This window comes from Aquimarina litoralis, assembly GCF_039523995.1.
Lineage (GTDB): Bacteria > Bacteroidota > Bacteroidia > Flavobacteriales > Flavobacteriaceae > Aquimarina > Aquimarina litoralis.
This window is the reverse complement of sequence record NZ_BAAAGE010000004.1, coordinates 17,510-30,057: the sequence shown is the minus strand read 5'-3', so window position 1 is coordinate 30,057 and position 12,548 is coordinate 17,510. Positions and strand designations below refer to the sequence as shown.

The following is a 12,548-nucleotide window of genomic DNA, read 5'->3' as shown; positions in this document are numbered from 1 at the left end:
AAACATTGAACACTAACCGAATATATTTTTATCTATTCATTGTACTCTTATTCAATGCATTTCATCTTATTGCCGAAGTTTATACAGCAAACCTGAAAGAAGGTCTAAAAGAAACAATCATATTGTTGCCAATTAGTTTCATTTTTACCTTAATCATTTTTTGGTTTAGACTGTATTTAAAAGAAAAAGTAATTTCTAGACTTATAGATATAGAGAATCGATCTCAATTTCTAATTGTCTGGACTACTGTGATTTGTACAAAAACTATTTTTCTAACATTTATGTTAAAGGGAATTTCTTCGGCTTTATTTAATGACGAGGACGATATCAATGAATCCTTTTTTGATTTAGGATTTTGGTCAATTTTATTGATAAATTTTGCCGTTATTGTATTTGTGTATTTTGTAGAGATCTTTCTTGAATCTCAAAAGGAAAAACAAGATATTCAAATTAAGCTTACCCAATATCAAAATGAAAAATCAGTTGCTCAATACCTTGCCTTAAAAAAGCAATTAAACCCCCATTTTTTATTTAATAGTTTTAATAGCTTATCCGGCCTAATAAGAACGGATACGGAAAAAGCAGAGTATTTCTTACAGGAATTATCTAAAGTATATCGGTATAATTTAACACAAAGTGAAGAAGTTGTAGTCTCATTGAGCAAAGAGCTGGGATTGATCAAATCATATATCGCACTTCAGAAAATACGATTTGGAGACAACATCATCTTCGAAAATCATATCGAAGAATCCCAACTGTTTCTTCTTATTCCTCCAATGACCTTAGAATTATTATTTGAAAATGCCATCAAGCATAATGTTATTGAGACTAATAAACCACTCACAATACATATTAAAAGTGCGGAAAATGCAATTGAAGTAATTAATAATTTTCAACCAAAAAACAATGAGTATGAAAAGTCATTCGGTATTGGACAAAAAAATCTGATTAATCAATATAGTATGTTACACTCTTCAATTCCAACTTTCAAAATAATCAACAACCATTATATCGCCTCAATTCCCTTAATAGAACCAGAAATATGACCAAAGCAATTATCGTAGAAGATGAAAGCATTGCTGCAATTAGGTTACAAAATTTAATTCAGGAAGTAAGCGATCAAATCGTAATTATAAAAGTTCTTACCTCAATCAATGAATCTATTGATTATTTATCAAATACCAATCCGGATTTAATTTTTCTGGACATTAACTTATCCGATGGATATTCATTTGAAATATTTAAAATCTTGGAAATAAAAACACCAATAATATTTACAACTGCTTACTCGGACTATGCAATTAAAGCATTTGAACAAAATAGTATTGATTATTTATTAAAACCAGTTTCCAAAGAATCTTTACAAAGAAGTATTGAAAAATTCTTTGACCTTAATAGAACTCAGTTACCAGAGTATAAAAACCTGTTTCTTCATAATGCAAAACAACATAAAAAAAGGTTTTTGGCAAAAATCAACAACAGTCTTAAAACTATTGAAATTGATGAGATTGCTTATTTTTACGCGGAAGATAAAGTTACATTTATAGTGCTATGGAATGGAAAAAAAATTCCGGTAGATTTTTCATTAAAAAAACTAGAACTAGAACTTAATCCTTCAGACTATTTTCGGATAAACCGAAAGTACATTGTGCATCTTAAATCCATAAATGACATGTACTACACTTCAAAGTCTAGAATAAAAGTCTCTTTGCAACCAAAAGCAGAAGAGAATAATATTTTTGTGGCAATAGAGAAAATTGGGAAGTTCAAAAAGTGGCTTTCTCTATAATGACGTACAATTTATTATTGATCTCTATATTTCTTCTTCCAAAAGAAAATTTTTCGTTTTAACTTTCGTTTGCCATGATATCGATTTTGGAACTCCTGAGTATACTGCCACATCAATCTAAATATCTCTGACTCTTCTTCTCCTGTACATTTTGCATATTCGTTACTCATGATTTGTATCATAGATTCATGAATTGTTAACCGTGCGAAGTTTTTGATTCTCGTTTCAAAATCCATTTCACCAAACTCCATTCTATTCAAGTCTACAAGATAAAACTCATATCCTTCTTTTGTTCTCTTAATTAATGTATTCCCTGGTGAATGGTCTAAAAAATTAACGCCACTAATATGCAATTTATGAGTAAATCTAGTAAAAGCCCTTAGAATACTCTCATGATCAGAAATACTAAAATCTGTAGTCAATTCTCGATACGTAAGATCACAATTTACAAGTTCACTTACATAAAAACTCCTTTTAAATAAAAAAGGAGTCGCTCTAGTCTCATAGGCCACAGGAAATGGTGTTTTAATTCCTAATTCTAGCAGCCGATTAGCATACATATATGATCTTTCAGCCTTAGACTTACGAAAAAAACGATAAGCGACCTGATTGATGATATTTGGTATTTTAAAAGATTTTATTGTTTGTTTTTGACCATCAAGATCTACAATCTTGATCACATTACGTTCTGCATCACCTAATACTTCTGTATATGCATCAAAATTATCAATAGCTTTTTTTACTACTAATTTTAGATTTGTTTTAGAAGGATGTACTACCAATGTTTTAGACATATAATACTTTACATAAATTTTGCTACTGTTGCATACTGAGGATACCTGATATCCATGTGTCTAAATAAAACTGGAATATTGTACAAAAATGGTCTTATGGATCTACTTTTATTGATTCCTTCATGTCTTAATATAGTATATCCTTCTTCTTCATACATTCTTTGAATACTCTTACCCGTAAAAAATCTAAAATGCGTTTTATCCATAACTCCATGACCTTCATATTTCCAATCTTTTTGAAACAAAACTTTCAAAAAAGTATCGTAATATCTAACATTTGGAATAGAACTGATCACAACTCCGTTTGGAGTTAATTTATGTTTCACCTTTCCTAAAACCATATATGGATCCGTTAAATGTTCTAGCACATCATTAAAATAGATAACATCAAAATACTTATCCGGTAATTCATCAAGATAATCCTCACATTTACCAGCAAACACTTTATCTAATTTCGTTTCAGCGATTTTCGCTTCTTCCTCCATATATTCAATACCCCAAACTTCTCCTCCAGTTTTTTGTTTCAATATTTCCGCAAAAGCTCCATTTCCACAACCGATATCAATAATTTTATTTGCATTATCAGGAAGATAAGCAATCATTTCTTGCCTAACGTTATCGTAGTACCCTTCAGGTTTATTATCGTAATCCATAAATATAGTATTAGCTGGAGACAAATATATCAATAATGATATTTATAATAAGAAAGACCTCACACTAAGATTATCACTTTATTCATTTTGTATTATAAATATTTTACATTAAAATCCGTTACTTTGTAGCGTAAACAAAATTTAGATGATTGCCTATCCGACTTGTTCTTTAGTTACACCCACATATAACTGGCCTGAAGCATTAGAACTATTACTCTTAAGCATAAAAAAGCAGACCTACTTACCCAACGAAGTAATTGTTGCAGATGATGGTTCCAGAAAAGAGACCACCGAACTCATACAGAAGATGCAAAAAGATTTTCCAGTTCCACTGCATCATATTTGGCATGAAGACAATAAAAATCAAAAACCGGCAATAATGAACAAGGCAATTGCCAGTGCTAAATTTGATTATATTATTGAAATTGACGGCGATATTATCATGCATAAAGATTTTGTAAAAGATCATTTGTCACTAGCCGAAAAAGGAGTGTTTTTATATGGTAGTCGTGTGAACATACAAGAAGATTATTTAGATACTTTATTTACAAAAAAACAAACTCATTTTAATTTTTTCTCAAAAGGAATTAAAAAAAGAGGACGTACTTTACGAATTCCTTTTCTAGCAAATAGATATAAAAAAGAAGACCGACGTTCATCAAAATTAAGAGGCTGTAACATGTCTTTTTGGAGAGAAGATTTTATAAAAGTTAACGGATTCAATGAATCTCTTACCGGTTGGGGTATTGATGATAGTGAAATGATTCAGCGATTGATTAATATTGGTATAAAAGGAAAAAGGTTAAAATTCAAAGGAATCGTCTATCATATTTATCATCATGAACAAGATAAAAGTCACATTCACTTAAACGAAATTATCGAGAATGAAACTACCGAAAAAAAGGTAACCTACATTGAAAAAGGAGTAGACCAATATCTAAAAAGCTAATTATGTTTGATATCTCGATCATTATGATCAACTACAATTCCGAAGATTATACCATTAATTGTTTGCAATCAATTTCACATCATACTTCTAAAGAGTTATCATGTCAATATATCGTAGTAGACAACGGATCAGAGAAAGAAAGTTATAAAAAAGTTCAAAGTTTTATCGATACCATTAGTAACGAAATTACAATTGAATTCATCAGAAGTAATATCAATACAGGCTTTGGAAGTGGTAATATGATAGGAGTACAAAAAGCTAAAGGAAAATATTTAGCTTTTGTAAATAATGACACTATTCTAGAAAATGACTGTCTATTATCATTAAAAGACTTTATGGATGAAAGATCTGATGTAGGTGTATGCGGACCACAAGCTTTTACACAGGATAAGAAAATCCTACCTACGATAGATCATTTTGCTTCTTTGGGTAGAGAAATTTTTGGAAGAAAAATGTTAGAAACTATAAATCCAAAAAAATATCCTAAACGAAAAAGATTGTACAACGAACCCCAACAAGGGCAGTTCGTAGCAGGAAGTTTTATGTTTTTTAGAGCGGAAGATTTCAATGCTGTTGGAGGTTTTGACACTAATATCTTTTTGTATTATGAAGAAACGGATATTTGCAAAAGGCTTTCTCAGATTAATAAGTCAGCTTATTTAGTTCCAGATGCATCTTTTATACATTATCATGGCGCAAGTACCGAGAAATCAGTAGCTATAAAAACAGAATTGAAAATTTCTCTTTTGTATGTTATTAAAAAGCATTACGGAATCATCCCTTTTTATATTTTATTAACGTATTTACAGATTAGATACTTTTTTAGTAGTATTATCAAACCAAAATACTGGAAACTATTTTACACATTATTGCTGCAAGCTCCGTTAACAAAATCCTTAAAACATCAACAAAAAATTAGACCCATAGCATGAAAATATTAATTGTGGACAATTCTGGAATTATTCCAGCAACTAACTATGGTGGTATTGAACGAGTTATTTGGGGGCTTGGCAAAGAATTATCTAAATTAGGTCATGAAGTTGTCTACCTAGTTAAACCTGGATCTACATCTGATTTTGCAGAAGTATTGCCACTAGATCCAAATAGAGATTTAATTTCTCAAATACCAGATGACATTGACATTGCGCATTTTAGTCACACTCCTCTATATCCGGTTCATAAACCTTTTATTGTTACTATCCATACAAATCCTCCAACAGACGAGGTATTAGATATCAACACGGTTTTTATTTCAAAAAATCATGCACAGCGTTTCGGATCTTCAACCTATGTGTATAATGGTTTGGATTGGGATGATTATCCAAATCCCGATCTAGATAAGAAAAGAAGTTATTTACATTTTTTGGGAAAAGCAGCATGGAAAATTAAAAACGTATTTGGTGCTGCAAAAATAGCGCTAGATTCGGGGAATAGCTTACATATTTTAGGTGGAGAAAAATGGACCTTTAGAAACTTCAAAAGAGGCTTAAAGTATATACTAAATCCTAAAATAATCTTTAGAGGAATGGTGAATAATCAAACTAAAATGGATATTATTCAATATTCTAAAGGATTAGTTTTTCCCGTCATATGGCATGAACCATTTGGTTTAGCCATTGTAGAAAGTATGTACGCTGGCTGTGCAGTCTTTGGAACTAAAAATGGTTCTTTACCAGAATTAATAACTCCAGAAGTTGGATATACAGGAAATAACTCTCAGGAAATTGCAAAAGCAATTAAAGAATTTGATTATAATCCAAAAAAATGTCATGAATATGCTGTAAAGCACTTCAACTCTAAAGTGATGACTGCCTCGTACGTAAAACTATACGAAAAGGTGATCTCAGGAGAAACTATAAACAACGAAACTCCTAAGTATATTGAATCGGAAAATATAATTTCTAAATTCTCTTAATAAAACATCCGACACAAATATACCTCGAAATAATTATTTCGAGGTATATGCTTTCAATGATTACCAGCTAACTGAATTCACCCAAGTATTACTACTAATATCAGTATTTACGCTATGAGTAACAGTTCCTTCTACTTTTATCCCCCAGTTTAAATTAGCTGGAATAAAGGATTCCTGTAATCTTATTAAAGTCCAAACCTGTCCATTTTTACACGAATCAGTTTTATTAATAAAAACAGGAGTCCGCCTTGGACAATTAGCATATTGATGATAAGGCTTAAGAAAAGACCAATCCGTAACTTTTACTGTTACATTATGATCTTCACCTGCATCTCTCCATTTTCTACCATTATAATATAAAATGTTTGAGACAATGTACAAAGTATGCTGTTCAGTTGCATATAATTTTACATATCTAGATACTAATTCATGAAAATATTTCATTCTTGGATTACCAGGTTGTACAGCTCCTTGACCACAAAAATCTCGATAATTACGTCTAGTAAATTCTTTCTGATAACCTCTTCTATGCACCTCATTATGTGTTAAACTTGTCACATAACAATTAGCTTTAGAATTGTCTTCTAAAACCAATGAGCTATCTTCAGAATTGTTCGGGCTCACCACATTTTTAGTTTCTCCTATACTTTTAAAGTTATCTACATTACCTTTTAATTGATTCACTGATTTCATATAGTAATCATCAGGTAATTCGTAAAAAACATCATTTATCAATACTATTCTTTTTTGACCAATTTTAAACATTAGATCCTTATTCAAAATAGCTTTTATAGATCTAAAAACATCTTCTTTTTCTTTAATATTAAAATCGTTTTCATAGATCAACAAAGAATTACTATTATTTTCTCTACTCCATTCCAATAATTCTTTATCAGACAATTGAGAAAGCATCACATCAGTTTCAAAAAAACTTTCTTTACTTGGAAAAGTTAAAATATCTTTAGAAACTACTGACTCTATTAATGTTTCTTCTTTTTCACAGGAAATAATTCCAATGGAAATAACTAATAAAAAAATGATTTTTTTCATATTGTTTTAGGTTTTATTTTTTTGCATAAAATGTCCTGTTATGCATTCAGGAAACGTCTGTAATTGGCCAATTACACCATAATGTTCCCTTGGATTGTAATTTATTACTCCCCAATAGTAACCTTTGTGTTTATTTTAACTTTTCTTACAAGAGATTTTATAGTCATACATTGTTTATAACATGAGAAATAAATGATTCAATTACATTCCCTATAACCCGATACAAACTTTTGGTTTTCAATCAAAAAAAAATGAAAATCTAGATAATTGTTACTACTAAAAATGATTGCTAATCAAAACGACCAGAAGTAAAAAATCACTATAAAGAAGATATGAACATATCAGGAAATAAGTTGATTAAAAAAATATTATGACCCAAACCCTTTGAAAACTAAGATTCAAATTATCTTTTCATATCAAAACCACATACCCCCCCTTATAACCAAATACACACTTCTTTTTAACATAAAATTAACAACATCAAAAGATAACAAATCTAGCAAAAGGATAATGTCATGGTGAAGCAATATTGCTTCGTTTATTAATCTAATAAATAAAACTCATGAAAAATTTATTATTTGCTTTATTGGCATTATTCATTATCTCTTGCTCTGATGAGCAAAACCTCGAAAATGACATTCCTTCTCAATCTTTAACAGAGAAAACAGAACTCTTACAGTTTAAAGATTGGGATGCTTTTTTTGAACAATACGATGCTATTTCGAATTTACCTCAAGAAGATTTAAAATTATGGGCATTAGAAAAAGAACACAACGCTCTACTGTTATCATTGTATAACGAAGAGGATCTTTCCGTTCAGAAAGAAAATGATTTAAACACTCTTACCAATGGATTACTAGCTATTTTAAATAGTGATCAAGAGTTCCAAGTAGGAGAAAACACCATTTATTTCACAGATGGTTCTTTTTACGAAGTTCCCCAAACTAGTAAAAATAAGAATTATAAAGACGCTACTTCCAACCTAAAAAAAGTTGGAGAAGCCGGTGCGCAAACTTCTCTAGTAGACAATAATGGAAAAACATTAACATTTAATGCAGGAACAGGAACTATTAGAATTGAAGGAAAAGAATTTCGTAGAAAATCATGGACTCGATGCGCAGATGGATACAGAACACTTGGTACTTGCTGTACTACTAAATATGCACACCAACTAACAAACAGAACAATTAACATTTTTCAATATAATCTCAGAAGCCAGGTCTATTTAGATGTAAACATGGGATACTATTACAAAGGCCGTTGGAGAAGATCTGGAGAAGACAGAAACATCACTATAAATCTTCAGACCTCCGGAATATTATTTTTTGATAATGGTTTCCCAACAGGACCAAATAACAATTTTGGCGGAAGCTTAAATAGAACTATATCTTGTGTAACAACTGATCAAAGAATTCCGTTAGGAGAAGCATCTTATTCGGTTGCGCTTGGAGGTTATGGCGTATGGCATGTTAACATAACAGGAAAAATCACTCAACATATAAATGGTGATGATATTACCAATAAATGGAATCACACAGTAAACTGGAACTAAATTTTTAACAACAAACAGAACTAAAAATAAAAAGAAGCCTCATTAATGAGGCTTCTTTCGTATTTTGGCTTTTCCAAAAGTCAATTAATGGAAAATCAAAAAATAGAAATAGAAAAAACTATAGATATTCTCAAAAAAGGAGGACTTATTTTATATCCTACGGATACTGTTTGGGGAATTGGATGTGATGCTACCAATGCGGAAGCCGTAGACAAAATATATGCTTTAAAGAAGAGAGCTGATAGCAAAGCGATGTTATGTCTGGTAAGTGATTTTAAGATGTTACAACAGTATGTAGAGGAAGTTCCGGAAGTAGCATATGATATATTGAAATACGCAACAAAAGCTACAACTATCATTTATGATCGACCTTTACGAGTTGCTGAAAATCTAATCGCGGAAGATAACACCCTTGGGATAAGAGTAGCTAGAGATCCTTTTTGTAGCAAATTAATACGAAAGTTTAAAAGACCAATTGTTTCTACCTCAGCAAATATTAGTGGCAAACCAACTCCGCGGAACCTGCAAGAAATGAGTAAAGAGATTTTGGAAGGCGTTGACTATGTCGTAAATTTGCCTTTACAAAATAAAGATGCTAAACCCTCTTCTATTATAAAAATCGGTGGAGATAGTACCGTTAAAATTATAAGGAAGTAACGTATCAGCATCCTTGTATATGAGGTATTTATAAGAACAATTTTTGATTTCGAGCATATTCTCGAAACTTTTAAATCTCGATTATCGAGTACATTGATTCATGTCGGAAGAGAATAATTACAAAGAAGCATTACAACATGCTGTTTTTAATACGATAACCCAAGCTGCATCAAATCTTGAATTAGACAGTTATGTCATTGGAGGCTTTGTTAGGGATTATATTTTACAAAGAGGATCTGCCAAAGATATCGATATAGTAGCAGTTGGGAGTGGTATCGAACTCGCAAAAGAAGTTTCTAAATTACTTCCTAACCAACCCAAAATTCAAATCTTTAAGACATACGGAACTGCTATGCTAAAAGCTGGAGATATTGAGGTTGAGTTTGTTGGTGCCAGAAAGGAATCTTATCGAGAAAATAGTAGAAATCCGATTGTAGAAAATGGAACGCTGCAAGATGATCAAAACAGAAGAGATTTTACCATCAATGCCTTGGCATTAAGTCTTTCTAAAGAAAACTTTGGCGATATTTTAGATCCTTTTGATGGATTAGAAGATCTTCGATCCAAAATCATCCGAACACCATTGGATCCAGATATTACCTACTCTGATGATCCGCTAAGAATGATGCGTGCCATTCGGTTTGCTACACAACTTAATTTTAAGATAGAAGAAAGGTCTTTAAAAGCCATTACCAAGAATAAAGATCGTATTAAAATAATTACCAAAGAAAGAATTGTAGACGAGCTCCATAAAATTTTATTGAGTGAAAAACCGTCTATTGGGTTTTTACTTTTGGAAAAGACTGGATTACTGCCATATATATTACCAGAATTAGTTGCACTAAAAGGTATTGATGAAGTGGAAGGGCAACGTCATAAAGACAACTTTTACCATACTTTAGAAGTAGTTGATAATATTGCCGAAAACACGGATGATCTATGGCTACGTTGGGCAGCGCTATTACATGATATTGGAAAGGCACCTACTAAAAGATTTAGCAAAAAAGTTGGATGGACTTTTCATGGTCATGAGTTCGTAGGTTCAAAAATGGTTTATAAATTATTTAAACGATTAAAAATGCCACTGAATGATAAAATGAAATTTGTTCAGAAAATGGTCTTAATGAGCTCTCGACCAATTGTAATTGCATCAGACGTTACTGACTCTGCTGTAAGAAGACTAGTTTTTGATGCTGGTGACTATATTGAAGAATTAATGACACTTTGCGAAGCCGATATTACAACCAAAAACCCGAAGCGTTTTAAAAAATATCATAACAATTTTAAAATTGTTCGTCAGAAAATGGTGGAGGTAGAAGAACGAGATCATATTCGAAATTTTCAGCCTCCAGTGAGTGGAGAAGAAATCATGAAAACTTTTGACATAAAACCTTCTAAAGAAATTGGAATTATAAAAGAAGCGATAAAAGAAGCAATACTAGAAGGAGATATTCCAAATGAACATGAAGCTGCATTTCAGTTTATGATAAAAAAAGGGGAAGAATTAGGGTTAAAAAGTTCTTAGCAACTTAAATCCTTTAAAACTTAGATTCTTAACACATGAAAAAATATTTTAGACCGCTTGTAGTTACGTCTGTAGTCCTTATCTATTTAATCATTATTGCAGGTGCTGTGGTAAGAATGACAGGTTCTGGAATGGGCTGTCCGGACTGGCCAAAATGCTTCGGATATTATATCCCTCCTACCGAAGAAAGTCAAATACAATGGAAACCCAATCATGAATATGAGAAAGGGTTTATTGTAATAGTGGATGAAGAACTAAGAATTGCCACAAAAGATTTTACATCCTCATCTTCTTACGAAACATCCAATTGGGAGCCTTACACAAAACATGACTACGCAAAATTTAATGTATGGCATACATGGATCGAATATATTAATAGATTGGTTACGGTAGTATCTGGAATCCCTATTCTTTTAATGTTTATTCTTTCGCTTTGGTTCTGGAAAGAAAAAAGAAAAATACCGCTGTATGCGGGACTCACCATTATAGCAATGGCATTTCAAGCTTGGTTAGGTAAAATAGTAGTAGATTCTAATCTTCTTCCGCTAAGAATTACAGTGCATATGTTAGTGGCATTTATAATACTAGCCATATTACTTTACATTTTATTTCTTACAAAAAAGGAAACTGCAACATTCAAAATAAGTTCAACTTTTAAAAATATATTATTCTTTTCTGCTGTACTTACTTTAATTCAGGTTGCTTTAGGAACTCAGGTGAGACAGTATGTGGATGAACAAATCAAAATGGTTGGTGAACTAGCAAAATCTCAATGGTTAGATCCGCCTACAATGAACTTTTATATTCATCGATCATTTTCTATCCTCATCGTGTTGATTAACTTATGGCTGTTGTGGTATAATAACAAAATGCGTCTTGGATTATCTAAATTAAATTGGGTCATTGCCCTGATTGGTTTAGAGGCGTTTACTGGAATTTTAATGTATTATTTTGATTTCCCTTTCCTTTCACAACCCTTACATTTAGTTATATCATCTTTACTATTTGGAGTTCAGTTTTATATCCTGCTCGAAGTGTTTAAAAAAAAGGGATTGAATACTGAAAATTTAAAATAGTCACAAACAAGTTTGTATCTTTGCCAATCCAAATTAAACAAGAATGGTTTACCGTTTCAGAATTATCCTAGATACAGAAGAAGACGTATTTAGAGATATCGAAATCGAACAAGACGCTACATTAGAGCAGTTTCATAATGTTATTAATCAATCCTTTGGTTTTGATGGCATGGAAATGGCCTCTTTTTATGTAAGTGATGAGCAATGGAATCAAGGAGAAGAGATCTCTCTTTTTGATATGAGTGATGGTAATCAGCCAGTACGATTAATGAACGAAACAACATTAATCGATGTGGTACACGAAGCATCGCCTAGATTGATTTATGTCTATGACTTCTTAAGCATGTGGACATTTTTGGTTGAGCTTGCGGAAATTGCTGAATATGAAAACGGAAGAGAATATCCTAATGTAATGTTCGTACACGGACAAATACCAGATAATGCACCTGATAAAGAGTTTAAAGCTGATGATTTAGACCAAGATGATGAAGGTGAAGGTTTTTTAGACCTTGATGATTACGATGAGTTAGGTTTTGATGAACATTGGAATTAAATCTTAAGTATTGAAGTTTCAAAGATCCTAAGGTA

13 protein-coding genes are annotated in these 12,548 nt (G+C 31.5%); 10 read left to right on the top strand and 3 right to left on the bottom strand.

Features of this window, described 5'->3' with window-relative positions:
• Positions 1-5 precede the first annotated feature (5 nt).
• Positions 6-1,046: a sensor histidine kinase gene (locus ABD077_RS19165; RefSeq protein ID WP_343913854.1), complete on the top strand. Its 1,041-nt coding sequence runs from the start codon at positions 6-8 to the stop codon at positions 1,044-1,046.
• Complete coding sequence (locus tag ABD077_RS19160; RefSeq protein ID WP_343913853.1) at positions 1,043-1,789, top strand: LytR/AlgR family response regulator transcription factor; 747 nt, start codon at positions 1,043-1,045, stop codon at positions 1,787-1,789. The genes ABD077_RS19165 and ABD077_RS19160 overlap by 4 nt, the downstream gene beginning before the upstream one ends.
• Before the next feature lie 14 nt (positions 1,790-1,803).
• On the opposite strand, the gene ABD077_RS19155 is transcribed toward ABD077_RS19160, so the two are convergent.
• Positions 1,804-2,583: a lipopolysaccharide kinase InaA family protein gene (locus tag ABD077_RS19155; RefSeq protein ID WP_343913852.1), complete on the bottom strand. Its 780-nt coding sequence runs from the start codon at positions 2,581-2,583 to the stop codon at positions 1,804-1,806.
• Between the two features lie 8 nt (positions 2,584-2,591).
• Positions 2,592-3,236, bottom strand: coding sequence for a class I SAM-dependent methyltransferase (locus tag ABD077_RS19150; protein WP_343913851.1), 645 nt, complete (start codon positions 3,234-3,236; stop codon positions 2,592-2,594).
• A gap of 145 nt (positions 3,237-3,381) precedes the next feature.
• Between ABD077_RS19150 and ABD077_RS19145 the strand changes: the two genes are divergently transcribed.
• Genes ABD077_RS19145 through ABD077_RS19135 form a run of 3 tightly spaced genes read left to right on the top strand, consistent with a single transcriptional unit; the run spans position 3,382 to position 6,100 of the window.
• Positions 3,382-4,185, top strand: coding sequence for a glycosyltransferase family 2 protein (locus tag ABD077_RS19145; protein WP_343913850.1), 804 nt, complete (start codon positions 3,382-3,384; stop codon positions 4,183-4,185).
• A 2-nt stretch (positions 4,186-4,187) separates the two neighbouring features.
• Positions 4,188-5,117 carry a glycosyltransferase family 2 protein gene (locus tag ABD077_RS19140; RefSeq protein ID WP_343913849.1) on the top strand — a complete coding sequence of 310 codons (930 nt, stop codon included), beginning with the start codon at positions 4,188-4,190 and terminating at the stop codon, positions 5,115-5,117.
• Positions 5,114-6,100 (top strand): glycosyltransferase, encoded by a 987-nt coding sequence (locus tag ABD077_RS19135; RefSeq protein ID WP_343913848.1) that lies wholly within the window; start codon positions 5,114-5,116, stop codon positions 6,098-6,100. Before ABD077_RS19140 ends, ABD077_RS19135 begins: the two co-directional genes overlap by 4 nt.
• 60 nt (positions 6,101-6,160) lie before the next feature.
• On the opposite strand, the gene ABD077_RS19130 is transcribed toward ABD077_RS19135, so the two are convergent.
• On the bottom strand, positions 6,161-7,150 hold the full coding sequence (locus ABD077_RS19130) for a hypothetical protein (protein ID WP_343913847.1): 990 nt from the start codon (positions 7,148-7,150) through the stop codon (positions 6,161-6,163).
• A 562-nt stretch (positions 7,151-7,712) separates the two neighbouring features.
• On the opposite strand from ABD077_RS19130, the gene ABD077_RS19125 reads away from it, so the two are divergent.
• The 5 genes from ABD077_RS19125 (at position 7,713) to ABD077_RS19105 (ending at position 12,513) form a co-directional block, all read left to right on the top strand.
• Complete coding sequence (locus ABD077_RS19125; protein ID WP_343913846.1) at positions 7,713-8,702, top strand: hypothetical protein; 990 nt, start codon at positions 7,713-7,715, stop codon at positions 8,700-8,702.
• A gap of 87 nt (positions 8,703-8,789) precedes the next feature.
• Entirely contained in the window at positions 8,790-9,359 is a 570-nt protein-coding gene (locus ABD077_RS19120; protein WP_343913845.1) for an L-threonylcarbamoyladenylate synthase, read from the top strand.
• 100 nt (positions 9,360-9,459) lie between these two features.
• Positions 9,460-10,884, top strand: a complete 1,425-nt coding sequence (locus ABD077_RS19115; RefSeq protein ID WP_343913844.1) for a CCA tRNA nucleotidyltransferase — start codon at positions 9,460-9,462, stop codon at positions 10,882-10,884.
• A gap of 35 nt (positions 10,885-10,919) precedes the next feature.
• Entirely contained in the window at positions 10,920-11,960 is a 1,041-nt protein-coding gene (locus ABD077_RS19110) for a COX15/CtaA family protein (RefSeq protein WP_343913843.1), read from the top strand.
• Between the two features lie 43 nt (positions 11,961-12,003).
• A complete protein-coding gene (locus ABD077_RS19105; protein ID WP_299608042.1) occupies positions 12,004-12,513 on the top strand; it encodes an IS1096 element passenger TnpR family protein in 510 nt (169 codons plus the stop codon).
• Positions 12,514-12,548 lie beyond the last annotated feature (35 nt).